The organism is Neomegalonema perideroedes DSM 15528, from assembly GCF_000374145.1.
GTDB lineage: Bacteria > Pseudomonadota > Alphaproteobacteria > Rhodobacterales > Rhodobacteraceae > Neomegalonema > Neomegalonema perideroedes.
Genome location: NZ_KB893653.1, coordinates 988,259 through 1,013,920 on the forward strand (window position 1 = coordinate 988,259; position 25,662 = coordinate 1,013,920).

At 66.5% G+C, this 25,662-nt stretch carries 24 protein-coding genes and 1 tRNA gene; 17 read left to right on the forward strand and 8 right to left on the reverse strand.

The genetic code is table 11. The features are described from left to right. The first annotated feature begins 8 nt into the window (after window positions 1–8). The 9 genes from ruvC to B161_RS0104805 all read left to right on the forward strand — a co-directional run bounded on the left by ruvC (window position 9) and on the right by B161_RS0104805 (window position 10,287). Window positions 9–530 (forward strand): crossover junction endodeoxyribonuclease RuvC, encoded by a 522-nt coding sequence (gene ruvC, locus B161_RS0104765; protein WP_018632230.1) that lies wholly within the window; start codon window positions 9–11, stop codon window positions 528–530. Further along, window positions 527–1,213 carry a Holliday junction branch migration protein RuvA gene (gene ruvA / locus B161_RS0104770; RefSeq protein ID WP_018632231.1) on the forward strand — a complete coding sequence of 229 codons (687 nt, stop codon included), beginning with the start codon at window positions 527–529 and terminating at the stop codon, window positions 1,211–1,213. The genes ruvC and ruvA overlap by 4 nt, the downstream gene beginning before the upstream one ends. A 10-nt stretch (window positions 1,214–1,223) precedes the next feature. Next, entirely contained in the window at window positions 1,224–2,261 is a 1,038-nt protein-coding gene (gene ruvB / locus B161_RS0104775) for a Holliday junction branch migration DNA helicase RuvB (RefSeq protein ID WP_018632232.1), read from the forward strand. Further along, window positions 2,258–3,100, forward strand: coding sequence for a TrmH family RNA methyltransferase (locus B161_RS0104780; protein ID WP_018632233.1), 843 nt, complete (start codon window positions 2,258–2,260; stop codon window positions 3,098–3,100). Before ruvB ends, B161_RS0104780 begins: the two co-directional genes overlap by 4 nt. 75 nt (window positions 3,101–3,175) lie before the next feature. Continuing rightward, window positions 3,176–3,415, forward strand: coding sequence for an HTH-like domain-containing protein (locus tag B161_RS0104785; protein WP_026310199.1), 240 nt, complete (start codon window positions 3,176–3,178; stop codon window positions 3,413–3,415). 212 nt (window positions 3,416–3,627) lie between these two features. Then, window positions 3,628–5,448 carry a translational GTPase TypA gene (typA, locus tag B161_RS0104790; RefSeq protein WP_018632235.1) on the forward strand — a complete coding sequence of 607 codons (1,821 nt, stop codon included), beginning with the start codon at window positions 3,628–3,630 and terminating at the stop codon, window positions 5,446–5,448. A 565-nt stretch (window positions 5,449–6,013) separates the two neighbouring features. Further along, window positions 6,014–6,418, forward strand: a complete 405-nt coding sequence (locus B161_RS0104795) for a helix-turn-helix domain-containing protein (RefSeq protein ID WP_018632236.1) — start codon at window positions 6,014–6,016, stop codon at window positions 6,416–6,418. A 236-nt stretch (window positions 6,419–6,654) separates the two neighbouring features. Next, on the forward strand, window positions 6,655–7,695 hold the full coding sequence (locus B161_RS0104800) for a cysteine synthase A (protein WP_018632237.1): 1,041 nt from the start codon (window positions 6,655–6,657) through the stop codon (window positions 7,693–7,695). A gap of 78 nt (window positions 7,696–7,773) precedes the next feature. Next, window positions 7,774–10,287, forward strand: coding sequence for a DUF3772 domain-containing protein (locus tag B161_RS0104805; RefSeq protein WP_018632238.1), 2,514 nt, complete (start codon window positions 7,774–7,776; stop codon window positions 10,285–10,287). Here B161_RS0104805 and B161_RS16745 read toward each other — a convergent pair. Next, window positions 10,276–11,151: a heme-dependent oxidative N-demethylase family protein gene (locus B161_RS16745; protein WP_018632239.1), complete on the reverse strand. Its 876-nt coding sequence runs from the start codon at window positions 11,149–11,151 to the stop codon at window positions 10,276–10,278. The genes B161_RS0104805 and B161_RS16745 overlap by 12 nt on opposite strands. A 155-nt stretch (window positions 11,152–11,306) precedes the next feature. Here B161_RS16745 and B161_RS0104815 point away from each other — a divergent pair, with 155 nt between their 5' ends. After that, window positions 11,307–11,933, forward strand: a complete 627-nt coding sequence (locus B161_RS0104815; RefSeq protein WP_018632240.1) for a hypothetical protein — start codon at window positions 11,307–11,309, stop codon at window positions 11,931–11,933. 130 nt (window positions 11,934–12,063) lie between these two features. After that, entirely contained in the window at window positions 12,064–14,040 is a 1,977-nt protein-coding gene (gene parE / locus B161_RS0104820; protein ID WP_018632241.1) for a DNA topoisomerase IV subunit B, read from the forward strand. A gap of 18 nt (window positions 14,041–14,058) precedes the next feature. On the opposite strand, the gene B161_RS0104825 is transcribed toward parE, so the two are convergent. The 4 genes from B161_RS0104825 to B161_RS0104840 form a co-directional block, all read right to left on the reverse strand. Beyond that, window positions 14,059–14,565: a GNAT family N-acetyltransferase gene (locus B161_RS0104825; RefSeq protein ID WP_018632242.1), complete on the reverse strand. Its 507-nt coding sequence runs from the start codon at window positions 14,563–14,565 to the stop codon at window positions 14,059–14,061. Then, entirely contained in the window at window positions 14,562–14,882 is a 321-nt protein-coding gene (locus B161_RS16750; protein ID WP_018632243.1) for a hypothetical protein, read from the reverse strand. The genes B161_RS0104825 and B161_RS16750 overlap by 4 nt, the downstream gene beginning before the upstream one ends. 234 nt (window positions 14,883–15,116) lie before the next feature. Continuing rightward, window positions 15,117–16,526 (reverse strand): type I glutamate--ammonia ligase, encoded by a 1,410-nt coding sequence (gene glnA / locus B161_RS0104835; RefSeq protein WP_018632244.1) that lies wholly within the window; start codon window positions 16,524–16,526, stop codon window positions 15,117–15,119. A gap of 66 nt (window positions 16,527–16,592) precedes the next feature. Further along, window positions 16,593–16,931 (reverse strand): P-II family nitrogen regulator, encoded by a 339-nt coding sequence (locus B161_RS0104840; RefSeq protein WP_018632245.1) that lies wholly within the window; start codon window positions 16,929–16,931, stop codon window positions 16,593–16,595. Window positions 16,932–17,326: 395 nt separating this feature from the next. Between B161_RS0104840 and B161_RS0104845 the strand changes: the two genes are divergently transcribed. From B161_RS0104845 to B161_RS0104865, 5 genes are all read left to right on the forward strand, one after another. Beyond that, window positions 17,327–17,411 (forward strand) — tRNA-Leu (locus tag B161_RS0104845). Between the two features lie 74 nt (window positions 17,412–17,485). Beyond that, the gene (gene tig, locus B161_RS0104850; RefSeq protein WP_018632246.1) at window positions 17,486–18,823 is read left to right on the forward strand and encodes a trigger factor; all 1,338 of its coding nucleotides are present in this window, start codon (window positions 17,486–17,488) and stop codon (window positions 18,821–18,823) included. A 163-nt stretch (window positions 18,824–18,986) separates the two neighbouring features. After that, window positions 18,987–19,613 (forward strand): ATP-dependent Clp protease proteolytic subunit, encoded by a 627-nt coding sequence (locus B161_RS0104855; protein ID WP_018632247.1) that lies wholly within the window; start codon window positions 18,987–18,989, stop codon window positions 19,611–19,613. A gap of 178 nt (window positions 19,614–19,791) precedes the next feature. Next, the gene (gene clpX, locus B161_RS0104860; protein ID WP_018632248.1) at window positions 19,792–21,054 is read left to right on the forward strand and encodes an ATP-dependent Clp protease ATP-binding subunit ClpX; all 1,263 of its coding nucleotides are present in this window, start codon (window positions 19,792–19,794) and stop codon (window positions 21,052–21,054) included. Between the two features lie 149 nt (window positions 21,055–21,203). Continuing rightward, the gene (locus B161_RS0104865; protein ID WP_018632249.1) at window positions 21,204–21,878 is read left to right on the forward strand and encodes a methyltransferase domain-containing protein; all 675 of its coding nucleotides are present in this window, start codon (window positions 21,204–21,206) and stop codon (window positions 21,876–21,878) included. A gap of 145 nt (window positions 21,879–22,023) precedes the next feature. On the opposite strand, the gene tyrS is transcribed toward B161_RS0104865, so the two are convergent. The 3 genes from tyrS to B161_RS16755 all read right to left on the reverse strand — a co-directional run bounded on the left by tyrS (window position 22,024) and on the right by B161_RS16755 (window position 24,486). Continuing rightward, window positions 22,024–23,271, reverse strand: a complete 1,248-nt coding sequence (gene tyrS, locus B161_RS0104870; RefSeq protein WP_018632250.1) for a tyrosine--tRNA ligase — start codon at window positions 23,269–23,271, stop codon at window positions 22,024–22,026. Between the two features lie 67 nt (window positions 23,272–23,338). Then, window positions 23,339–23,980, reverse strand: a complete 642-nt coding sequence (locus tag B161_RS0104875; protein ID WP_018632251.1) for an aspartate/glutamate racemase family protein — start codon at window positions 23,978–23,980, stop codon at window positions 23,339–23,341. Further along, window positions 23,977–24,486, reverse strand: coding sequence for a hypothetical protein (locus tag B161_RS16755; RefSeq protein ID WP_018632252.1), 510 nt, complete (start codon window positions 24,484–24,486; stop codon window positions 23,977–23,979). The genes B161_RS0104875 and B161_RS16755 overlap by 4 nt, the downstream gene beginning before the upstream one ends. A 330-nt stretch (window positions 24,487–24,816) precedes the next feature. Between B161_RS16755 and B161_RS0104885 the strand changes: the two genes are divergently transcribed. Next, complete coding sequence (locus B161_RS0104885; RefSeq protein WP_018632253.1) at window positions 24,817–25,635, forward strand: hypothetical protein; 819 nt, start codon at window positions 24,817–24,819, stop codon at window positions 25,633–25,635. The last annotated feature ends 27 nt before the right edge of the window (window positions 25,636–25,662 follow it).

The following is a 25,662-nucleotide window of genomic DNA, read 5'->3' on the forward strand; positions in this document are numbered from 1 at the left end:
TCCGGGGCATGGATAAGATCATTCGCGTCATGGGCGTAGATCCGGGCCTTCGCCGCACGGGCTGGGGCGTGGTGGAGGCGCGGGGCGTGCGTCTGCGCCACTTAGGCAACGGCTTTTGCGCCGCCGAGGGCGAGACTCTGGCCGAGCGTCTGGCCGATCTGCATCGCCGCCTCACCGAAGTCATGGAGCTTTGGAGGCCCGAAGAGGCCGCCGTGGAGCAGATCTTCGTCAGCGTGGATGCGGTGGGCAGCCTGAAGCTGGCCCATGCGCGGGCGGTGGCTCTGCTGGTTCCGGCTCAGGCGGGAATTCCGGTGGCCGAATACGCCCCGAACCAGATCAAGAAGACCGTGGTGGGCGTGGGCAAGGCCGATAAGATTCAGGTGCAGCATATGGTCAGGGCGCTGCTGCCGGGGGTGCAGCTGGCGAGTCCGGACGCCGCCGACGCTCTGGCCATCGCCATTTGCCACGTCTATCAGGGCGGCGGCGCCGCGAGATACGAAGACCTCGCCGCGCGGGAGATCCGGCGATGATTGGAAGACTGACGGGCGTGGTGGGCTATCTGGCCGAGGATCATGCGCTGATCGACGTGGGGGGCGTGGGCTATCTGGTTCATTGCTCGAACCGGACTTTAAGCGCCCTTCCGGCGGCGGGCGGCCGCGTCAGCCTCTACACCGAGCTTGAAGTCCGCGAGGACGGTTGGAAGCTCATGGGCTTTCCCAGCCTGTTGGAGCGCGAATGGCATAAACTGCTCACCAGCGTTCAGGGCGTGGGGGCGAAGGTTTCGCTGGGGATTTTGGGCGCGCTCGGGCCGGAGGGCGTGGCTCACGCCATCGCCTTGCAGGATCCCGCGCCGCTGCGCCGGGCGCCGGGAGTCGGGCCGAAGCTGGCGCAAAGGCTTTTGTTGGACCTCAAGGGCAAATCTCCGGGCGTGGTCTCTCTCGGCGCCCCCGTGGAGGCCGAATCCCCCGAGCCCGTGACGGACGCCGCTCCGCCTGAAGCGGCCGCCCGCAAGAAATCCGCGAAATCCGCCAAGCCCGACGAGGAGGCCGAGGCTCGCCGCCGCGCCGAAACCGAGGCGCTTTCGGCTTTGTCCAATCTCGGCTACGCCCCCGCCGAGGCCGCCGCCGCCATCCGCAAGGCCTCGGCCGAAGGCGTGGCGGGGACTTCCGATCTGATCCGCGCGGCGCTCAAGGCGCTGGCGCCGCAAAATTAGCAGGTAAGCCATGGCCGCCCCGCCGCGTCTGCTCGATTCCAACCCCCGCGAGGAGGATCATGATCCGGCCCTCCGGCCTCAGCGGCTGGAGGAGTTCGTGGGTCAGGAGGCCGCGCGGGCGAATCTGCGGGTCTTCATCGAATCGGCGCGCTCGCGGAGCGCGGCGATGGATCATGTGCTGTTTCATGGGCCTCCGGGTTTGGGCAAGACGACCCTCGCGCAGATCATGTCCCGCGAATTGGGCGTGAACTTCCGCATGACCTCTGGCCCGGTGATCGCCAAGGCCGGAGACCTCGCGGCGATTCTGACCAATCTCGAAGCCCGCGACGTGCTCTTCATCGACGAGATCCACCGCATGAATCCGGCGGTCGAGGAGATCCTTTATCCAGCCATGGAGGATTTCGAGCTTGACCTCATGATCGGCGAAGGCCCCGCCGCGCGCAGCGTGCGGATCGGCTTGCAGCCCTTCACCTTGGTCGGCGCGACGACCCGGCTCGGCCTGCTGACGACGCCTCTGCGCGACCGCTTCGGCATTCCCGTCCGGCTGAATTTCTACACCGTGCCGGAGCTTGAGATCATCGTGACTCGCGGCGCGCGCATGCTGGGGGCGCAGATCGACCCCGAGGGCGCCCTTGAGATCGCCCGGCGCTCGCGCGGCACGCCCCGCATCGCCGGACGCCTGCTGCGCCGGGTCCGCGACTTCGCCCATGTCGAGAACGACGGCAAGATCACCCGGGAGCTTGCGGATCGGGCGCTTTTGCGTCTGGAGGTGGATCAGCGGGGCCTCGATCTTCTCGACCGGCGTTATCTCTCCTGCCTCGCCGAGCATTACGGCGGCGGCCCGGCGGGCGTGGAGACCCTCGCCGCCGCGCTCTCCGAGGCCCGCGACGCCCTGGAGGAGGTCATCGAGCCTTACCTGATGCAACAGGGCTTCATCGCCCGCACGCCTCGGGGTAGGGTGCTCACGGGAACCGCCTGGGAGCATCTGGGCCTTCCGAAGCCCCGCGCCGCCGCCCAGAGCGGCCTTTTCGATCAGGACGCCCCATGAGCCGCCGCCCAGAATTCGAGAACGACCGCCCCGACCGCCGCCATGGCCCTTACCGCCACGCCGAATCTTACGAAGAGGAGGGCGGCGCTGAGCATGAAGGCTCCGATGGGCCTTCCGAAGGCGGTTATTGGCTCTTCGGCATCCATTCGGTGCGCGACGCGCTGCTGAATCCGGCGCGGGTCAAGCGGCGTCTGATTCTCACCCGCAACGCGGCCATGCGCCTCGAAGACGCGCTTGAGGTCGCGAAGATCGAGCCGGAGATTTCGGATCCTCGCCGCTTCCGGGCGCCTCTGGATCCGCAGTCGGTGCATCAGGGCGCGGCTTTGCTGACCGATCCTCTGGACTGGGGCGGGCTGAAGGTCTGCGCGCCGCGCGGGCCGAACGACAATCCGCGCGTGCTGGTGCTGGACCGCGTGACCGATCCGCATAACGTGGGCGCGATCCTGCGCTCTTCGGAGGTCTTCGGCGCGCGGGCGGTGATCGCCCCTTGGCGCCATAGCGCCACCGAGGGCGGCGCCTTGGCCAAGGCGGCTTCGGGCGCTCTGGAGCGCCAGCCCTATGTGCGGATCGGCAATCTCGCCCGCGCCATGGAGGACCTGCGCAAGATGGGCTATGCGCTGGTGGGCCTCGACGGCGAGGCCGAGAAGCCGCTTTCGGAGGCCCTCGCGCCTTTCAAGGATCGGCCTCTGGCGCTGGTTCTGGGCGCCGAAGGTCCGGGTCTGCGGCATCTGACCAAAGAGACCTGCGATTCTCTGGCGCGGATCTCGGCGGCGGCGGATTTCGCCTCGCTCAACGTCTCCAACGCGGCGGCGGTGGCGCTTTACGCGGCCACGGCCTGAGCCGGTCGGCGGGTTCGGCTTCGCCGCGGAGGCGGCGAAGCGAGATCCGAGCGAGTCGAGACGGAGGAGGTTTCCATGCAGACGTCCGGGATGTTCGAACAGATCAAACGCGCCCTCGAGACCGCCCCGCCGAACGGATATGTCGCCGAACTCCATCTTCAGATCCTCAAGCACGCCGACTTGCTGGAGGGGATGTCCGGCCGGGAGTTTTGCGAAAAGCTCGATCTGAACCGGTCATGGGGAGCGGAGTTCGCCAAGATGAAGAAGATCTCCCGGCGCCTGCGGGATGCGGGACTGCGGCCGGAGCTGATCTGAGGAGGGCCTGATCTGAGGAGGGCCTGATCTGAGGAGGGCCTGATCGCTGCGCCGATCGTCTTGCGGGCGCCGTCCGGGTCGATTCCGGGCCCTTCTGCGTCTCTGAAGCCCCCGCGGCGTGAAAAAACGCGGGCTGCGGCCTCTTCGCGGGTGCGAAATCGCGAAAAACCCGATAGAAGCCGCTCCGAAACAGACACCGTATCGGGATCTTCATGGATATCCGCAATATCGCCATCATCGCGCACGTCGATCATGGCAAGACCACGCTGGTCGATCAGCTTCTGAAGCAGTCCGGCTCCTTCCGCGAACATCAGGCCGTCGCCGAGCGGGTGATGGACAGCAACGACATCGAACGCGAACGCGGCATCACCATCCTCGCCAAGGCGACCTCGGTCGAGTGGAAGGGCGTGCGCGTCAACATCGTCGACACCCCCGGCCACGCCGATTTCGGCGGCGAAGTCGAGCGCATCCTCGGCATGGTGGACAGCGTGGTCCTTCTGGTCGACGCCGCCGAAGGGCCGATGCCTCAGACGAAATTCGTCACCGCCAAGGCTCTGCGCCTCGGGCTGCGGCCCATGGTGGTGCTGAACAAGGTCGATAAGCCCGAAGCCGAGCCCGACCGCGTCCATAATGAGATCTTCGACATGTTCGCGGCCCTCGACGCCACCGAGGAGCAGCTTGATTTCCCGATGCTTTACGCTTCGGGCCGCGCGGGCTGGGCCGCCGAGAGCCTCGACGCCCCGCGCAAGGATCTCACGCCGCTCTTCGACCTCATCGTCAAGCACACGCCCGCCCCCAAGCAGGCCGCCCATAAGGACGAACCCTTCTCCATGCTGGCGACCACGCTGGAGTCGGATCCCTATCTGGGCCGCATCCTGACCGGGCGCATCGAGACCGGCGTGATCGAGCCGAACCGCTTCCTCAAGGCGATGAACGCCGTGGACGGCGAATTCGAGCGCTTCCGCGTCTCGAAGATTCTGGCTTTCCGCGGCGTGCAGCGTCAGCCGGTCGAGCGCGCCGAGGCGGGCGACATCGTCGCCATCGCGGGCATGGCCGAGGCCACCGTGGCCGACACCCTCGCGGATCTCTCCATCGAGCAGCCGCTTCCGGCGCAGCCCATCGATCCGCCGACCATCTCCGTGACCTTCGGCGTGAATGATTCGCCTCTGGCGGGCCGCGACGGCGACAAGGTGCAGTCCCGCGTGATCCGCGACCGCCTCATGCGCGAGGTGGAGAGCAACGTGGCCATCCGCGTGACCGATTCCCCGGACGACGGCTCTTATGAAGTCGCCGGGCGCGGCGAGCTTCAGATGGGCGTGCTCATCGAGAACATGCGCCGCGAGGGCTTCGAGCTCTCGATCTCGCGCCCGCGCGTGATCTATCGCGAGATCGACGGCGTGCGGCACGAGCCCATCGAAGAAGCCACCATCGACGTCGACGAGGCTTATTCGGGCGTGGTCGTGGACAAGCTCAGCCAGCGCAAGGGCGATCTCGTCGAGATGCGGCCTTCAGGCGGCGGCAAGACGCGCATCGTGGCCCATGTGCCTTCGCGCGGCCTGATCGGCTATCACGGCGAATTCCTGACCGACACGCGCGGCACGGGCGTTCTGAACCGCGTCTTCCACAGCTGGGCGCCGCATAAGGGGCCGATTCAGGGGCGCCGCGTGGGCGTGCTGCTCTCCATGGAGGACGGCGAGGCCGTGGCCTACGCGCTCTGGAATCTGGAGGATCGCGGCAAGCTCTTCACCATCCCCGGAGAACCGGTCTACGTCGGCCTGATCATCGGCGAGAACAGCCGCGACAACGACCTTGAGGTCAATCCGATCAAGGGCAAGAAGCTCACCAACATCCGCGCCGCCGGCAAGGACGACGCGGTGACCCTCACGCCCCCGATCCGCATGAGCCTTGAGCAGGCCATCGCCTATATCGCCGACGACGAGCTGGTGGAGGTGACTCCCAAGGCGGTGCGTCTGCGCAAGCGCTGGCTGGATCCCCATGAGCGCAAGCGCCGCGCGCGCTCCGAAAAGGACTAAGCGCAAGCGCCGTGCGCGCTCCGAAAGGACGAAGCGCAAGCGCCGTGCGCGCTCCGAAAGGACGAAGCGCAAGCGCCGTGCGCGCTCCGAAAGGACGAAGCGCAAGCGCCGCGCGCACTGAGAAAGAGGCGGCGCAAGCGCCGCGCTTTGGGAGACCGATATGCGGACGCCTTCCGATCCGGCCGGATCGGAAGGCGTTTCTTCTTTTCTGAAGCGCTCCCCCATCGCCTTTTGAGGGAGGGGCAGGCGCGAATATCGCGCGCAGACCGGCGGGAAATCGAAACCCCTCCTCTCTGCCGGAGAAAGCCCGGAGAGCTTTCCCTTTCAAGGCGAGTCGCAGATTGCGACTCGAAATCGCTTAACTGCGATCCTCATGCGCGTTTTTGCGGCGGCTGATCCCGCTTTTCAACTAAAGAATACGTTGTAAATTGGACGTTCATGGGCGAATTGTCCGGATTTTCCCTGAGACGACCGCATCTTAACTTTTGGCGCCCCTTTTGCTTAACCTCTTTTCAACCGGGCCCTTTCGCGGCCTGCGATCAAATCATATGAGGACGTCACCGCTATGAAGCACCCTATCGATGTCCATGTCGGCAAGCGGCTGCGTCATCGTCGCTGGATGGCGGGGATGACCCAGCAGCAGCTCGGCGACGCCGTCGGAATCAAGTTCCAGCAGATCCAGAAATACGAGACCGGCATGAACCGCATTTCGGCCAGCCGTCTCTGGGAGCTGGCCGGAGCCTTGGGCGTGCCCGTCTCCTTCTTCTTCGACGGCATGGACGAAGCCGTCGGCGCGGAGGGCGCCGCCCTTGACGCGATCAAGGCTCCCGAGGCGCCCAACGGCGCCCCCTCGGCGGATTTCTTCGCCGATAAGGAGGCTCTGGATCTCGTGCGCGCCTATTACGCCATCCCCGAGAATCAGCGCCGCCGCATCTTCGACCTGACGCGCGCGCTCGGCGTGGCCGCCTGAGCCCGGCTTCCTGAGCCCGGCTTCTCGAAATTCGACCGATCCCCGACGGGCCTCCCGACCGAGGCCCGTCGTGATTTTCTCCGGCGCGGGAAAGCGGCTGAGCGAATAAGCCTCCCCGTTTTCCGCATAAGCTCTGGAGCTTGCGGCGTCTTGCTCCTCGCGGTTCCGGCGTCTAGCTTGAGCGCGGCTTTCCGCCGCCCTCCTCCCTGACGCCCCCTAACCGCCGAGGTCCCTCCATGCGCGTCTCCGCCGATCTTCCGCATATGATCGGGCGCACGCCCTTGATCCTTTTGCGCAAAGTCTCCGAGGCCACCGGCTGCGAGATCTACGGCAAGGCCGAATTCCTCAATCCGGGCGGCTCGGTGAAGGATCGCGCGGCGCTCTACATCATCCGCGACGCCGAGCGTCGGGGGCTGCTCAAGCCGGGCGGCGTGATCGTCGAGGGCACGGCGGGCAACACGGGCATAGGTCTGGCTCTGGTGGGCGCCTCGCTCGGCTATCGCACGGTGATCGTCATTCCCGAGACTCAATCTCAGGAGAAGAAGGACATGCTGCGCCTCGCCGGGGCGCGTCTGGTCGAGGTGCCCGCGGCGCCCTATAAGAATCCGAACAACTACGTGCGCTATTCGGGCCGCCTCGCCGAGGCGTTGGCGAAAACCGAGCCCAAAGGCGCGATCTGGGCCAATCAATTCGACAATGTGGCCAATCGTCAGGCCCATCTGGAGACCACCGGCCCCGAGATCTGGGAGCAGCTCGACGGCCGCGTCGACGGCTTCGTCTGCGCGGTGGGCTCGGGCGGCAGTCTGGCGGGCGTGGCCATGGCGCTTCAGCCGAAGGGGGTCAAGATCGGCCTCGCGGATCCCGAGGGCGCGGCGCTCCACAGCTATTACACGACCGGCGAGCTGAAATCCGAAGGCTCCTCCGTCACCGAGGGGATCGGACAGGGCCGGATCACGAAGAATTTGGAGGGCGTGAGGCCGGATCTCTCCTGGCTCATTCCCGATTCCGAATCCTTGCCTTATGTCTTCGACCTTCTGGCGGAGGAGGGGCTTTGCCTCGGCGGCTCCTCCGGGGTGAACGTGGCGGGAGCGGCGCGCATGGCGCGCGAACTCGGGCCGGGCAAGCGCATCGTGACGCTGCTCTGCGATTCGGGGACGCGCTATCAGTCCAAGCTCTTCAATCCCGCCTTCCTGCGCGGCAAGGGCCTGCCCGCTCCGGAATGGCTGGAGGCTCGGCCGGAGGCCTCCCCCTTGCCCGATGTGGCGCAGAGCGTCTAGACCGGGCGCTCTCTGATGCAGCCGCGCGCTCCGAAGGGTCCGAACCCTCCGGAGTCCGCGCGTTTTGGCGGAGGCTCCATGCGCGGCCTGATTCTTCGGCTTCTTCTCCTGACGGCTCTGATCTTCGGCGCGGGTCTGACGGCGCAGCTCTGGCGGGCGCCCGCCACGGCGGCGCAGACCGAGATGGTCGGCCCCCCCGCCCCCGACCCGCCCGAGGTGCGGCTGCAAAGATGGGAGGACGCCGACCGGACCCGTCGCGAGGAGATCGCCGGCAGCGAATCGGTGTCCTCCGAACAGGCGCTGGACTGGCGTCAGAAGCTGGATCAGCAGCGCGCCGAGGCCCGCGCGCTCGCCGACCGGGCGCGGGCGGCTCTGACTCCGCTTCAGGCGCAGCTCGACGCCCTCGGCCCCGCCCCGGACGAAGCCGCCGGACAAACCGAAGACGCCGCCGTGGCGGCGCGGCGTCTGGAGCTGCGCGAGCAGGCGACGGCTCAAGAGGCTTTGCTGCGGCGGGCGGAGCTGGCGGTCACGCGGGCGGATTCCCTCATCGCGCAGATCTCCGAGCGCCAGCGCGAGCAATTCAACAATCGGGTTCTGACGCGGGGCTCTTCGCCGACCAATCCGGAGGTCTGGCTCTCCGGGGGGCGCGAAATCGTCTCCACGCTGCACGGCTACGCCGCCGACGTGATGGCGGCGGCGCTCTCCGCCGAGACGCGGGAGCGTCTGGCGGCGGCGGCGCCTTTGCTGCTGGCGGCGCTGGTGGGCGGGATCTTCTTCGGCGTGAGCTTCAAGCGCCGGGCTCTGCGGGGGCTGCACCGGCTGATGGCCGAGAGCGGGCGCAGCCGCTTCATGCGTCTGATTTTGGCTCTGGCGGCGGCTTTGGTGCGTCTGGCGGCGCCGATCTTCGCGGCGGTTCTGGCCTTCTGGGCGCTGATGGAGAGCCGGATCCTCGGCGAGGCGGGCGTGGCCGTCGCGGCCGCCGCGACGGCCGCCGTGATGATTCTGGCGGGCGCGCACGCTTTGTCCAAGGCGGTCTTCGCGCCGACGAATTCGGCGGCGCGGCTGATGGAGATGACCGACGCCTCGGCCCGCGCGGCGACGGCGGCGAGCATCGGGCTCGGGCTTGCGGCGGCTCTGGATCTGGTGGCGCAGGGCGTGGCGGAGGCGGGGGGCTTGGGCGTGAACGCCCGGGCGATCTGGGATCTGTTCTACGTCTTCTTCGCCTCGGCCTTCTTCGCGCGTCTGGCCAAGGCGACGGCGGCGCCTCCGACGGCCGCGCCGGCGCCCGACCCCAACGCGCCGCCTCCCGAACCCGGCTCCGAGGAGGAGGAGGCTCAGCAGGCGGCTTCCGGCTTCGGCCTGCGCGACGCCTTGCGCATCGCCTGTTATCTGGCGGCGGTGGCGGCGCCGATTCTGGCTCTGGCGGGCTATTACGTGCTGGCGCGCTACGTGCTGACGCGCATGGCGGGCAGCGCGGCGCTGATCGCGGTGGGGATGCTGATCTACCACATCGCTCTGGAGGGCGCGGCGCGTCTGACCTCTTCAGGGACTTCGGGGGGCTCGGCCGCCGAGGAGCGCGCGCCCTGGTGGGCGAGCCTGAGCGTGGGCCTGATCCTGTTTTTGGGGCTCGGCTCTTTGCTGGCTTTGATCTGGGGCGCTTCGGCGCAGGATCTCTGGGATTGGGTCAAGCGCCTGCGGGACGGCTTCTCCATCGGCGAGACGCGGATTTCTCTGGGAGATCTGTTGTCGGGCGTGCTGGTCTTCGCGGTGGTGCTGGGGATCAGCCGCTTCCTTCAGCGGCAATTGCGCAACCGCATCCTCGTCCGCGCCAAGGTGGATCCGGGTCTGAGGGATTCCGTCACGGCGGGCGTGGGCTATCTCGGCGTGCTGATCGCGCTTTTGGTGGCGGTGGGCGCGGCGGGTCTGGATCTCTCGAAGCTGGCCATCGTGGCGGGCGCCTTGTCGGTGGGCGTGGGCTTCGGCCTTCAGAACGTGGTGAACAACTTCGTTTCGGGCATCATCCTGCTCATCGAGCGCCCGGTGCGGGCGGGCGACGTGGTGGAGGTCGAGAACCGCCTCGGCGCGGTGAAGCGGATCAACGTGCGCTCGACCGAGATCGAACTTTTCGACCGCACCATTCTGATCGTGCCGAACTCGACGCTGATCTCGAACAGCGTGCTGAACTGGACGCGCCAGAACACGATTCTGCGTCTGTCGGTTCCGGTGGGGGTGGTGGCGGGCTCCGACACGGAGCGCGTCCGCGACGTGTTGTTGTCGGCGGCGCGGTCTCATGCGCGGGTGATGCGCTATCCGGCGCCTCAGGCGATCTTCATGGGCTTCAGCCCGCTGTCGCTGGATTTCGAGCTGCGCGTCTTCCTCTACCACATCGACGACATGATGAACGTGCGCTCGGATCTCTGCTTCGCCATCGACAAGCGATTCCGGGAGCTGGGGATTCAGCTGCCCTCCGGCCGCGAGGAGCGCAAGATGGTCCAGATGGATTCGCTGGTGCGCGGCGTGGAGGCGATGGGGCGCCCTCCGGCGCCCCCCGAGCCGCCGCCCGCCGCCGCGCCCGCCGCTTCAGCCTCCTGAGGCGGCCAGCCGCTCCAGCTCCGCGAGGGCGCCGCGCCGGGCCTCTTCGCCGCCGCGATATTCGGCCTCGGCGGGCGTCAGCTTGCCGAGGGCGGCCTTCAGCGCGGTGGCGGTCTCCGGGCTGAGGCTGGCGAAGGGCCGCCTGTGGATCCGGATGCCGAAGACCACCGCCCGCGTCTGCGGCAGGCGCCGCAGGGTCTGACGCTCCACCCTCAGCCAGAAGGGGCCTTGCGCGGCCTCCTTGCGCCTCAGGACGGGATCCGGGAGCAGCCGCAGAGCCCCCGTCGGCGCCGCCGACCAATTCGCCCGCCAGACGGGCCGCTCGACGGGCAGGGCGGCGAAGACCCGGTTCACCCGCCGCGCGAGATCCGCGTCGTAATCGGGGACGGGCGCGTGGATCGGGGTGAGCGGACGCCCGATCTTCTCGCTCAGCAGCCAGCGCGAGGGAAAGCAGAGGCTGGCGGCGCTCAGGAGATATTCCGCTTCAGGCGCCGGATCGGGCGGAAGCTGCAACAGACAAAGATCCTCCTGAACCAGCCTGCCCGCCACGGCGAGAGGCCGGTCCGCATCGAGATCGAGCGTCAGGCCGTCCGGGCGGGTCATCCTCCGCCCCTCCCGCGCGAAGCCGGGCCGCCCGGCCAGATGCCCGGCGAGATTCTCCAGAAGCTCGGCCTGCGCGGCCTCCGAACCGGGGGTCTCGGCGAAGACCGCCGCGCGCTCTTCGGCGAGCAGCCGATCCCTCTGCGCGACTTCTTCGGCGTAAAGCCCGTCGATCTGCATCCATTCGGCGGGGTCCAGCGGAAACAACCCCGGATGGCGCGAAGCGCGCGGGTCGGCGAAAGGCGCGAGATCCGAAGAGTGCATAACCGGAGATTCCTAAGCTTGGGAAAGACTTGCCGCGATAATTTGTCTTTATTCAAGAATATCGGATGACATTGCCTTCTGAATATCCCATTTTGATACAAGTTAGGGTCGGGCCGCAAGACGCTCCGACGTTTGCAGCTTAAAGGGGAATTCACATGGCGATCAATGGCGTGGGCGGCGGTCAGGCGGGCCCCGCAGGTCAGGCTGGAGGCGCTCAGGGCGGCGGCTTCGCTCAGGCCGCCCAAAACGCGCAAGGCGGCGCGCAAGGCGCTCAGGGCGGCGCCCGGGGCGGCGCTCCTCAGCAGGGCGGCGCGCAGGGGCTGCAGCCCGAGCGTCGGGGCGGCGGCGATCTTCTGGGCTCCGAAGGCGGCTGGGGCGATCTTGAGGGCGACCTCGAAGGCGGCTGGGGCGGCGATTCCGGCCTCGGAGACGATCTGTTCGGGGACGACCTCGGGGATGATCTCGGCGGGGATCTGGACGACGGCTTCGCGGCTCTGGTCCGCGGCGGCGAGGGCGGCGGCGACCTCGGCGGCGATCTGGGCGACGATCTCGGGGATGATCTGGACGGCGGCTTCGAGGCTCTGGTCCGCGGCGGCGAGGGCGACGACCTCGGCGGCGATCTGGGCGACGATCTCGGCGGGGATCTGGACGGCGGCTTCGAGGCTCTGGTCCGCGGCGGCGAGGGCGGGGACGACCTCGGCGGCGATCTGGGCGACGACCTCGGCGATGATTTGGGCGGGGATCTCGGCGGCGACGACTTGGGCGGCGGCGACCTGCGCTGATCTGCGCGGATGCGTTTTCGGGGCGGCGCGGGGGAAGATCTCCGCGTCGCCCTTTTCTTTTGGGCCCGGATGGGTTATGAGGCGTTTCTGAAAACATTCCAAGAACGAATTTAAAGGATTCAGGGCGCGCATGGCTGAGAATCTCTTCGCCGATTCCGCCTCCGGGAGCTATTCGGCTCAGGACATCGAGGTGCTGGAGGGTCTGGAGCCTGTCCGCAAACGCCCGGGCATGTATGTCGGCGGCACGGACGAGCGGGCTCTGCATCATCTGGCCGCCGAGGTGCTGGACAACGCCATGGACGAAGCCGTGGCGGGCCACGCCTCGCGGATCGAGGTGTCGCTCCGCGCCGACGGCTTTCTGACCATCCGCGACAACGGACGCGGCATTCCCGTCGATCCGCACCCGAAATTCCCCGATAAATCCGCGCTGGAGGTGATCCTCACCACGCTGCATTCGGGCGGCAAATTCTCGAATAAAGCCTATCAGACGGCGGGCGGCCTGCATGGCGTGGGCAGCTCGGTGGTCAACGCCCTTTCGGAGCGGCTGGAGGTCGAGGTGGCCCGCGACCGCAAGCTCTATGGTCAGGATTTCGCGCGGGGCCTGCCGCTCGGGCCTCTGGTCGAGAAGGGCGCGGCGCCCAATCGCCGGGGCACGACGGTGACCTTCCGCCCCGATCCCGAGATCTTCGGCGCGCGGGCGGGGTTCAAGCCGGCGCGGCTCTTCAAGATGGCGCGGGCCAAGGCTTACCTTCATCGGGGCGTCGAAATCCGCTGGGCCTGCGCCCCGGAGCTGCTCAACGAAGGCGACGCCACGCCGCCGGAGGCGGTGCTGCATTTCCCCGGCGGCCTTGAGGAGTTCCTGCGCGCCGAATTAGGCGATCAGCAGCCGGTGGAAAGCGCGATCTTCTGCGGCAAGGCGGCCTTCAGCGAGAAATTCGGCGCGGAGGCGGTGGGCTCGGTGGAATGGGCGCTCGCCTGGACGGAGGACGGCGAAGGCTTCGTGCAGAGCTTCTGCAACGCCATTCCGACGCCGCTCGGCGGCACCCATGAGGCGGGCTTCCGCGCGGCGATTCTGAAGGGCCTGCGGGCCTATGGCGATCTGACCAGCAACCGCAAGGCCGCCCAGATCACGCCGGAGGACGTCTTCGTGGGGGCGGGGGCGGTGATGTCGGCCTTCATCCGCGATCCGGAGTTTCAGGGCCAGACCAAGGAGAAGCTGTCCAGCTCCGAGGCGACGCGCTTCGTCGAGGGCGCCTTGCGCGATCCCTTCGACCACTGGCTCGCCGCCGATCCGCGTCGGGCGGGCGCTCTGCTGGAGCTGTTCATCGCGCGCGCCGAGGATCGTCTGAAGCGCCGCGCCGAGAAGGACGTGGCGCGCAAAAGCGCCACCAAGCGTCTGCGTCTGCCGGGCAAGCTGGCCGATTGCGCCGACGCCTCCAAGGCGGGCTCGGAGCTCTTCATCGTGGAGGGCGATTCCGCGGGCGGCTCGGCCAAGCAGGCCCGCGACCGCAAGACTCAGGCGATTCTGCCGCTCAAGGGCAAGATCCTGAACGTGGCCAGCGCCAGCCTTGAGAAGCTCGCGCAGAATCAGGAGCTTCAGGATCTGATGCAGGCTCTGGGCGTGGGCCTCGGCAAGAATTACCGCGACGAGGAATTGCGCTACGAGCGCGTCATCATCATGACCGACGCCGACGTCGACGGCGCCCATATCGCTTCGCTGCTGCTGACCTTCTTCTTCACCCAGACGCCGAAGATGATCGAGGCCGGAAAGCTTTATCTGGCGGCGCCGCCGCTTTACCGCCTGACTCAGGGCGGCAAATCGGTCTACGCCCGCGACGACGTCCATCGCGAGAAGCTCATGGCGAGCGTCTTCCGCAATAAGGGCAAGGTGGAGGTGAGCCGCTTCAAGGGCCTCGGCGAGATGACCCCGCGCCAGCTCAAGGAGACCACCATGGATCCCGAGCTGCGTCAGCTGATCCGGGTGCGCCTCGCCGACGAGGAGCCGGGCGAGACCTCGGATCTGGTCGAGCGGCTGATGGGCAAGCGCCCCGAGATGCGCTTCGAATTCCTGCGCGAGAACGCCGCCTTCGCCGAAGCCGACATCTGAACGACGCGGAGGAGCGGCTTACAAAAGCCGCTCCAGATAGCGCACCGTCTTGCCGCGATCCTCCAGCCGGGCGCTTCCGACTTCGCGGAAGCCGAGCGCCGCATGAAAGGCGTCCGAGGCGGGGTTGGGCGGATCGGAGTTCACTTCGCAGACGACGCGCTTCAGCCCCGTTTCCTTCGCAACTGCGAAAAGATCGGCGTAAAGCCGCCGCGCCAGCCCCGCGCCGCGCGCCTTGGCGGAGACGATCACCCGATCCACATAGGCGAAATCCGCGCCGCGCGCCCGGAACCAGAGGAAATTCGGACTATCGTAATCCGCCGTGGCGTCCAGCGCGACGAGCAGCGCCTCAGGCGCCCCCTCCGGACCCGCCGCGCGGGCGAGGAGGGCCTCGCCAAGCAGCTTGGCGAAGGCTTCAGGGCTCATCGAGGAGGTTTCGCGGGCGTGGGCCTCGTTCAAAGCATGAAGCCCCGCCAGATCCTGAGGCAGGATCGGACGGGGCTGATGGTTTTCAAAGACTTCCGTCACTTCAGACGGCGCGCGTTGGCGCTGGCCTTGCGGGCGATGGGCTTCAGCGCCGCGCTGGCGATCTGGGGGGCGCCCTTGCCGTTCACCGCCGCGAGGGCGGCGCTTTGCGCGGCGTGGGCGAAGGCCACGGGCTTCTCCATGGTCATGCGCACGGCTTCGGTGGGGCGCATTTTGCCCTCGGCCATCATCATGGTGCGGCGCCAGATGACGAATCCCGCGTTCTGGGCCATGGCCTGCGCGGCGGCCGCGAAGGTCCACCAGGCCTGAAAGGCGCGGAACTGGGCCGAAGGGTCGAAAAACCAGTCTTGGCGACTCATGACGTCCACTCCGGATACATGGGTTATGTTGCAGTGCAATATAAATGGGGAAGGGGGCGAAAACAAGGCCGTCTCCGCGGAGTTCTGCGCGCGACGCGGGAATTTCAGGAAAAAAGGGGGGGAAACGACAGGGCCGCCGGGAGGATTTCCCGACGGCCCGTCGTTCAAGGCGATCTCCGGCAAGGCGATCTCAGGAGGGCGTCGCGCCTTTGGGGGGCGCGGCGCGGTTCGCGATCAGACCGAGTAGGAGGTCGCGAATTCGATGGGGTGCGGGGTGGTCTCATAGGCCAGAACCTCGTCCCACTTGATTTCGGCGTAGGATTCGATCTGGTCCTTGGTGAAGACGTTGCCCTTGAGGAGGAATTCGTGATCCGCCTCGACCGCCAGCAGAGCCTCGCGCAGCGAGCCGCAGACGGTCGGGATCTCTTTGAGCTCCTCCGGCGGCAGGTCGTAGAGGTTCTTGTCCATCGCCTCGCCGGGATTGATCTTGTTCATGATGCCGTCCATGCCGGCCATGAAGATCGCGGTGTAGGCGAGGTAGGGGTTGGCGGTCGGGTCCGGGAAGCGGATCTCGACGCGCTTGGCCTTGGGGTTGGAGGTGTAGGGAATGCGGCAGCTGGCCGAGCGGTTGCGGGCCGAATAGGCCAGCAGCACCGGCGCCTCATAGCCCGGCACAAGGCGCTTATAGCTGTTGGTCGAGGGATTGGTGAAGGCGTTCAGAGCCTTGGCGTGCTTGAGGATGCCGCCGATGAAGTGAAGGCAGGTGTCGGAGAGATCGGCGTAGCGGTTGCCCGCGAAGACCGGCTTGCCCGCCTTCCAGATCGACTGATGGACGTGCATGCCCGAACCATTGTCGCCCTTGATGGGCTTGGGCATGAAGGTCGCCGAGAGGCCGTAGGCCTGAGCGACGTTGTGGATCACGTATTTATAGGTCTGCATCAGATCGCCGCACTGCGAGAGCGGCGAATATTTGAAGCCCAGCTCATGCTGGTTGGTGGCGACCTCATGGTGGTGCTTCTCGACCGGCACGCCCATCTTCTTCATGGTCGAGAGCATTTCGCTGCGGAAATCCTGCCCGGAATCGAGCGGGTTGACCGGGAAATAGCCGCCCTTGGGGCCGGGACGATGGGCGAGGTTGCCGCCTTCGATCTCTTTCCAGGTGTTGGCGGGCGACTCGGGGCCCGAGATCTCATAGGCGACGCGATGCGAGGAGACGTCGTAACGCACGTCGTCGAAGATGAAGAATTCGGCTTCGGGGCCGCAATAGATGGTGTCGCCGATTCCGGTCTGCTTCAGATAGGCCTCGGCCTTTTTGGCGGTGCCGCGCGGATCGCGGGAATAGGGCTCGCCGGTGCCGGGCTCGAGGATGTCGCAGATGATGTTGACGGTCTTCTGCGCGTAGAAGGGATCGATGGCGGCGGTGGAGGCGTCCGGCGCCATGATCATGTCGGATTCGTTGATGGCCTTCCAACCCGCGATCGAGGAGCCGTCGAACATGATGCCTTCGGTGAGCAGCTCTTCAGTGACCTCGGAGATGTCATAGGTGATGTGCTGCCATTTTCCGCGCGGATCGGTGAAGCGGAAATCGACATATTCCGCGTTCTCCGCGGCGATGAGGTCGAGAACGGATTTGGCGTCGCTCATGACTCGTCCTTATGGGATTTGAAAGGCTCGAAACGAAAACGGAGGAGGTTTCGGAAGGGGGAGGGGTCAGACGGCGTCCGGGCCGTCTTCGCCGGTGCGGATGCGGATGACCTGCTCCACGGGGGTGACGAAGATTTTTCCGTCGCCGATCTTGCCGGTCTTGGCGGCCTTGACGACGGCCTCCACCGCCTGATCCAGCAGATCGTCGTTGACGACCACCTCGATCTTGATCTTGGGCAGAAAGTCCACGACGTATTCGGCCCCGCGATAGAGTTCGGTGTGGCCTCTCTGGCGTCCGAATCCCTTGGCCTCCAGCACCGTCAAGCCTTGCACGCCGATCTCCTGAAGGGCCTCCTTCACGTCGTCGAGCTTGAAGGGTTTGATGACGGCTTCGATCTTCTTCATGTTCAAGGGTCCTCGGCTTTCGTCTCGGGCCGCCGCGCCGGAAGGGCGCGCGCCGCATAAGCTTAGCAAATGCGGCGCCATCTCGGATTTTCACGGAATATCAAAGAGAAATGAGATTAATCTCCGCAGAGGGCCGCATTTCCGGGCTTTCAAACGCCTAAAAATTAGGCGATGAGCCCAAATTTTAAGCTTTTGTGAAGATTCCGCCGCCCGCGCCGAGGGCGCCGCAGCGAAGGCGGATCCGCCGCCTTCCGCCGGAGCCCTCCTGAAGGCAGGGGGCGCGAGCAAGGGGCGAAGGAGCGCGAGAAAGGCGCTTTTTTGTGATGCGCGCCCTTGAGCCTGTGCTATAGAGGCCCCGGTCCCGCCGGGCTTCCCGGCTGGGGTCGCATGGTTTTGCGGGCGTGGTGAAACTGGCAGACACGCAGGATTTAGGTTCCTGTGCTGAAAGGCGTGTGGGTTCAAGTCCCTCCGTCCGCACCAAATCTCGATCGCCGCGCGACGAAAGACACGCATCCGGCGCGCCTCCGGCCGCCCACGACAGGACGACGACGAACATGCAGGTGACGGAGACCAAATCCGAAGGTCTGAGGCGCGAATACGCCGTGGTGATCGGCGCGGCGGAGATCGACGCGAAGGTCGTCGACAAGCTCCAGAACAACCGCGAGACCTTCGCCATGAAGGGATTCCGCAAGGGCAAAGCGCCCCTCGCGGTGATGCGCAAGATGTTCGGCAAATCGCTGCTCGGCGAGACCGTGCAGGAGCTGGTGGACGGCGCCGTCAAGGATCTGGTCGCGCGCCATGAGATGCGCCCGGCCATGCAGCCGGACGTGCGCATCACCACCGCCAACTTCCAGGAAGGCGACGACCTGACGCTGGAGGTGGCCATGGAGCTGCTGCCCGAGATCCCCGAGGTCGATTACGCCGACGTGGCGCTGGAGCGCCTCGTGGTGGAGGCGCCGGAATCCGAAGTGGAGGAGGCGCTGAACAAGATCGCCGAATCCAGCGCGACCTACGCGCCCCGCGAGGAAGGCGCCGTCTCCGAAACGAAGGATCAGCTCTCCATCGACTTCGCCGGCAAGATCGACGGCGTGGCCTTCGAGGGCGGAACCGCCGAGGACTTCCCGCTGGTTCTGGGCTCCGGCCAGTTCATCCCCGGCTTCGAGGATCAGCTCCTCGGCAAGAAGGCCGGCGAGGAAGTCGCGGTGAAGGTGACCTTCCCCGAGAATTACGGCGCGCAGAACCTCGCGGGCAAAGAAGCCGTCTTCGACGTGGTCGTCAAAGAGGTCCGGGCTCCGGCCAAGGCCGAGCTGAACGACGAGCTCGCCAAGAAGTTCGGCGCCGCCGACCTCGCCGAGCTGCGCGCCCGCGTGGCCGAGCGCGTCAAGGCGGAATACGACTCCGCTTCGCGCGCCCATGTGAAGCGCCGCCTGCTCGACGCTCTGGACGAGAAGGTGTCCTTCGAGCTGCCGCCGACCATGGTGCGCGTCGAAGCCGACTCCATCGCCCATCAGCTCTGGCACGAAGAGCACCCCGAGGAGCACGGCCATAACCACGGCTCCATCGAGCCGACCGACGAGCATAAGAAGATCGCCGAGCGCCGCGTGCGCCTCGGGCTGCTTCTGGCGCAGATCGGCACCGTGAACCAGATCGCCGTGAGCGAGCAGGAGCTGAATCAGGCCATCTTCCAGCAGGCCCGCCAGTATCCCGGCCAAGAGCGCGAGTTCTTCCAGTGGGTGCGCGGCAATCAGAACGCTCTGAATCAGGTTCAGGCGCCGATCTTCGAGGATAAGGTCGTCGACTTCATCCTCGGCAAGGCGAAGATCACGGATAAGACGGTCTCCAAGGAAGAGCTGGAGAAGGCCCTCGCCGAACTTGAGGAAGCCGAACTCTGACCCTATGCGCCGGGCGGGGCCCTTGGCCTCGCCCGGAATTTACGCGTAAGCTCCGCATGTTTGATCCGCGAAGCTTGGGAGCCCCCTGCCAAAAGCGGATTCGGCGCCTATATTCAAGACGGGATCGCGACGCCTTCCCCAACGCCCCTAATCGCGAGCGAACATGAGAGATCCGATCGACACCTTCACGAACACCCTCGTCCCCATGGTGGTCGAGCAGACCAGCCGCGGCGAACGGGCTTTCGACATCTACTCCCGTCTTCTGAAAGAGCGCATCATCTTCCTCGCCGGCCCGGTGCATGACGGCATGGCCACTCTGGCCGTGGCGCAGCTCATGTTTCTGGAGTCCGAGAATCCGAAGAAGGAGATCTCGCTCTACATCAACAGCCCCGGCGGAATCGTGACCTCGGGCCTGTCCATCTACGACACGATGCAATATATCCGCTGCCCCGTGGCGACGCTCTGCGTCGGACAGGCGGCCTCGATGGGATCGCTCCTGCTGACGGCGGGCGAGAAGGGCATGCGCTATTCTCTGCCGAACAGCCGGATCATGATCCATCAGCCCTCGGGCGGCTTCAGCGGACAGGTCAGCGACATTCAGATCCACGCCCGCGAGGCCCTTGAACTGCGCGAGCGCCTGAACAAGATCTATGTGAAGCATACGGGCCAGAATCTCGAGGCCGTCGAGGCCGCCATGGAGCGCGACAACTTCATGACGCCGGAGCAGGCCAAGGACTGGGGTCTGATCGACCAGATCTTCGAGAAGCGCCCGGAGGCTCCGGCCGCCTGATTTCAGGATTGAATCGCGCGGCGGCGAGGCTTACCGTCGTCGCGCGCTTGGTCTTGGCGCGGGAATTGCTCTGAAAAGCCTGAAGTCAGGCTGTGCGACAGGCTTCGGAGCGCCGCCCCCCGACCCGCGGACGGCGCGCGAGCGAGGCGATGAGGCGAGTTTCCGCCGGGAGGATGCGATGACCACGAAACCGACGGGCGACTCCAAGGGCGCGCTCTACTGCTCCTTCTGCGGAAAGAGCCAGCATGAGGTGCGCAAGCTCATCGCGGGCCCCACGGTCTTCATCTGCGACGAATGCGTCGAGCTCTGCATGGACATCATCCGCGAGGAGAATAAAACCTCGCTGGTGAAGCAGCGCGAGGGCGTGCCCACGCCTCAGGACATCGCGCAGGTGCTCGATGATTACGTCATCGGCCAGCGCCGCGCCAAGCGCGTGCTCGCGGTGGCGGTGCATAATCATTACAAGCGCCTCGCCAACGCCGCCAAGGCGGGCGACGTCGAGCTGGCGAAGTCCAACATCCTGCTGATCGGCCCGACCGGCAGCGGCAAGACCCTGCTCGCGCAGACTCTCGCCCGCATTCTGGACGTGCCCTTCACCATGGCCGACGCCACCACCCTCACCGAGGCGGGTTATGTCGGCGAGGACGTCGAGAACATCATTCTGAAGCTGCTCCAAGCCGCCGACTACAACGTCGAGAAGGCCCAGCGCGGCATCGTCTACATCGACGAAATCGACAAGATCAGCCGCAAGTCGGATAATCCCTCGATCACCCGCGACGTCTCGGGCGAGGGCGTCCAGCAGGCGCTGCTCAAGATCATGGAGGGCACGGTGGCCAGCGTTCCGCCTCAGGGCGGCCGCAAGCATCCGCAGCAGGAGTTCCTGCAGGTGGACACCACCAACATCCTCTTCATCTGCGGCGGCGCCTTCGCGGGGCTGGAGCGGATCATCGCGCAGCGTCAGAAGGGCGCGGCCATCGGCTTCGGCGCCGACGTCCGGCCGCCGGACGACCGCCGCGCGGGCGCCATCCTTCAGGATCTCGAATCCGAGGATCTTCTGAAATTCGGTCTCATTCCGGAATTCATCGGCCGTCTGCCGGTCACGGCGACGCTGGAGGATCTGGACGAAGACGCGCTGATCAAGATCCTCGCCGAGCCGAAGAACGCTCTGGTGAAGCAATATCAGCGGCTCTTCGACATGGAGGGCGTGAAGCTCAACTTCACCGAGGAGGCTCTGCGCGCCATCGCCCGCAAAGCCATCGAGCGCAAGACCGGCGCGCGCGGCCTGCGCTCCATCCTTGAGGACGTGCTGCTCGACACCATGTACGACGTGCCCGCCGCCCGCGGCCTTGAGAGCGTCACCGTCGGCGCCGAGGCCATCGAGGGCAAGGGCCAGCCGCTCATGAGCTACGCCAAGGATAAGGACGCCGCCTCCGCCTCCTGAGGCTGAAGGTCGGTGTCGGAAATTCGGAAGGCCGGGCCGCAAAGCCCGGCCTTTTTCTTGCGCGGCTTTGGGGTTTCTTCAGGCTCGCGCGCTAGGAAGGGAGTCCGGCGGGGCGCGGGGGCGTTCCGCGCCTTCCGAAGGAGGCCCGCATGGCCTATGGCAGCGGCCTGCCGCGCATCATGCCCAATCTCACGCGCCATTGCCGCCCCGGCCTCGCCGAGGCCGTCGTGGCGCGGCATCCGGCTCCGGCCGTGGTTCTCGACATGGGCGCGGGCGGACGCAAGATCGCGCCGCATGTGACGGCGGTGGATTTCGTCGCCTTGCCCGGCACCGACGTCGTTTCCGACGTCTGCGCCACGCCCTTTCCAGACGATCACGCCGATTGCATCATCGCCACGGGGCTGATCGAGCATCTGGAGGACGACCTCGCCTTCCTGCGCGAGGCGCGGCGCATCCTCAAGCCGGGCGGCGAGATCCATGTGGAGATCCCCTTCCTCCAGCAATATCACGACGATCCCATCGACGTGCGCCGCTACACCGTCGACGGCCTCGCGCGGGTGATGCGCGCCCAAGGCTTCGAGCCTGTCGACAGCGGCTTTCATATCGGGCCGGGCGTGGCCATCGCCACGCTCAACGCCTATTACTGGGGGACGGTCTTCGAGGGGGAGAGCCGCGCCGCGAAGATCCTCTCCAACGGGGCGTTTTTTCTGGCTTCCGTCGTGGGCTGGCCGCTGACGCGGCTCGACCGCTGGCTGATGCGCAAACGCTCGGCGCATCGTCTGGCCTTCGGAGTCTATTGCGTGGCCCGCAAGCCGCCGGCCTGAACGAAGAAAGGGCGCCGGAGAGAACCCCCGACGCCCTGAGAGCGTTTTCCGACCAAGTTGGGGCGTTCAAACGCTCTAAATTTTTGTTCTGTCGCGCTTTCACGACGCGAAACCTGATCGGTTTCGCCGGAAAGCGCTCTAAAGCCTACAGCGTCACGACCGCATGACGCTTCTTGCCCGCCGAGAGCTTCAACGGGCCCGCAGCGAGATCCGCCGCGCCGATCAGACGGGCCGGATCGCTGGCGGGCTCGTCGTTCACGCGGGCGCCGCCCTCGGAGAAGAGCCGCCGCGCCTCCTTGCCGGAGGAGGCCAGCCCCGCCCGCTGGAAGAGCTGCCCCAGAGAAACCCCCGCCGCCGCCTCTTCGGCGCTGAGCGCCACGCTGGGCAGATCGGCGCCCAGAGCCCCCGCCTCGAAGGTCGCCTGAGCGGTGGCTCTGGCGGCTTCGGCGGCCGCGCGGCCATGGGCGAGGGCGGTCACCTCATCGGCGAGGATCTTCTTGACCTCGTTGATCTCCGAGCCGCCCAAAGCCCCAAGCCGCGCGATCTCGTCCAGCGGAAGCTCGGTGTAGAGCTTGAGGAAGCGCTCGACGTCGGCGTCGGGGATGTTGCGCCAGAACTGCCAGAAATCATAAGGCGAGAGCATGTCCGCATTGATCCAGACCGCCCCGCCGAGGCTTTTGCCCATCTTGCGGCCGTCCGACATGGTGAGCAGCGGCGAGATCAGCGCGAAGAGATCCGGCGTCCCCATGCGCCGCCCGAGATCCACGCCCGTGACGATGTTGCCCCATTGATCCGAGCCGCCCATCTGGAGCCGCGCGCCATAGCGCCGGTTGATCTCCACGAAGTCGTAGGACTGGAGCAGCATGTAGTTGAATTCAAGGAAGCTGAAGGCCTGCTCGCGCTCCAGACGCAGTTTCACGCTCTCCATCGACAACATGCGGTTGATGGAGAAATGGCGTCCGTAATCGCGCAGGAAGTCGAGGTAGTTGATCTTGTCGAGCCATTCGGCGTTGTCGATCATGATCGCGTCGGTCGGGGCCTCGCCGAAGGTCAGGTAGTTCACGAAGACCTTGCGGATGCCCGCCTTGTTCTCCTCGATCTTCTCGGGGGTGAGCAAGGGGCGGGCTTCGTCGCGGCCCGTGGGGTCGCCGACGCGCGTGGTGCCGCCGCCCATCAGCACGATGGGCTTATGGCCGGTCTTCTGAAGCCAGCGCAGCATCATGATCTGCATCAGGCCGCCGACGTGAAGGCTGGTCGCCGTCGCGTCGAAGCCGATATAGCCCGGAACGATCTGAGACTTCAGCAGCGCGTCGAGACCCTCGTAATCGCTGCAATCCTGAATGAAGCCGCGGGCTGAAAGCTCCGCCAGAAACTCGCTCTTGAACCGGGACATGATGAAAGTCCTTAGGGATGGTCGGGAACAGCGGCTTATAGCCCCCGCCTTCCGCCCCTTACAAGCTTCACGCGTAGCCGAGCCGCCGCAGGATCTCCCGAAGGCTCGCCTCGGGGCTGGTGAGGACATGCGAAAGCCCCTCAGCCGCCGGGGCCATGGAGGCTTGCGCCAGAGCGACGCTTGCGAAGCCCTCGGCGAAACCGGCCTTGACCGCCGCGCGGATCGCCGCCCGATAGGTCTCGGCCTCGCCCGCGAGGAAGCGGTCCCATGCGCCTTCGACGAGGCGCAAAGGCGGCGCCTCGACGCCTTTCGCCCCGGCCAGAGCGCGCAGACGCGCCCCCGTCGGCTCCAGCGTGGTCGGGGCGGCGCAGAGGATCAGGACCGGGCCGGGCCCGTCCAGAGCCTCGCGGAGCAAGGCCGCCTCGGCGCCGACCACCGGAATCCCGAAGGGCCCTTCGGCCTTTTCGGCGGCCTCGCCGAGCGTGGAGCAGGTGAGCGCCAGCCCGTCGCAGCCATGGGCGAGGGCCTCCAGAGCCCGCCGCGTCTCCAGCAGAATCGCCTGAGTCGCGCCGCCCGCCGCCTGAGCCGCCGCCAGAAGATCGGGGCGGACTTCATGACGGAGGATTCCCTCCGGCGCGCCGAGATTCCGCAAAGCCGCCTCGAAGAGGGGCGCGTTGCTCGCCGCCGTATGCAGCAGGCCGATCTTCATCGCGCGCCCCGGTCGACGAGTTCGCCCTCGATGATCACCGAGCCGGGGCCGAAAAGCCGGATCTGCTCGACCGCCCGCGCGGCGGCGTAACATTCCTCGACGTGCTTGTTCAGAATCCAGGTCATGACGCGATAGCTGATCGCGGCGGCGGCGGCCTGCCCGAGGATGGGGGCGAATCGCGCCGCCTGCCGGATCCCGAGCGCCCGCGTCAAAGTAAGCGCGATCATCTTGCGCGTGACCGCCCGCGCGATGAAGCTGTTGGAGAATCCCTTGATCGTGCCGTAAAGCGCGACGCGCTCGGCTTCTTCGAGCTTCTCGATCTGCTCGGGCGCGAGGCCGAAGTCGCGCGAGATCTGCGGCAGGGCGTTCATGAGCATGGCCATGTCGGCGGCGACGTCCACGCCGGGCAGAGGCGCGGCGGCCAAAACCGCCGAAGTCGCCGCGCGCCGCCGGATCATGGCGCGGCATTCATGGCGAATCGCTTCGATTTCTTCCACTCTGGGCATGGACGACGCTCCCTCTCAGGGCGTTCCGCGGCGCGGAGGCTCGCCCGCGGATGGAGTTCGGCTGAGCCTCGGATATGGCCTTCCGGCGGCGCCCTCGCAAGAGCGGACGGGTCTTTCTGGATATTTCGTAAATAATCCTCGCTTGGATTTCCGCTTCGCGCGATCCTGCGTATAAGGCTCTTGGCGAAAGCGGCGGGAGGATTTACTCTCGCTTGCGAGAAACATCAGAAACTTCGCAGGGATTGTTGAAGCGATCCCGCAGAAATCGAGCCATCAAGCGAGGAGGGCGACTCAATGGGAAGGTTCCTCAAAGTCCTTGGCGTATGCCTGATGGCGGGAGCCTCCGCAGGCTGCGCCGCAGGGGTCAACGCCGATTGGGGCGGAAGGCTGGCGGGCGGCGGTCCCGGCGTCAGCGCGGGGCTGGGCGGCCATATCAAGGTCGTCGACGTTCCTTATCACGGGCCGCATCGCGGAGGCGGGAGCTATGCGGGCGCCCCCGTCTATAATCCGGGCCCGATCTACTCGACCCCGACTTATTCGGGGCCGACTTATTCGGGGCCGAGCGTCAGCCTCGGCCCGGTCTACGCGCCGAGCGCGTCGAGCTATCTGCCGTCGAGCTATCCGACCACGAGCTATGCGCCGCCCATCGTGGCGCCGCCGTCTTTCACGCAGGTGGTCAGGCCGCCGCCGGAGGTGCGTTACGAGCCCCCTGAGATTCAGGTGATCAAGCCGCCGCCCATCGTGAAATACGCGCCGCCCGACGTGCAGGTGGTGAAGCCGCCCCCGGTGGTGCAATATGCGCCGCCTGAGGTGCAGGTGATCAAGCCGCCGCCCATCGTGAAGCATGAGCCGCCCGACGTTCAGGTGGTCAAGCCGCCTCCGGTGGTGCGCTATGAGCGGCCCGAGGTGCAGGTGGTGAAGTCGCCGCCCATCGTGAAATACGCGCCGCCCGAGGTGAAGATCGTTCAGCCGCCCCCGGTGGTGCAATACGCCCCGCCCGCCTATCAGGCGGCGAGCGCGCGCTGCTGCGCGCCTCCGCCTCCGCCGCCCGCCCCCGTCTGCTGCGACCGGCCCGCTTGGGGCGGAGGGGCTTGGGGCGGCGGACATCAGCCTTGGGCGCCGCGCCGCTACACCGAGTGGCTCGACTGACGAAACGCGCGGAGGGACCCGCGAAGA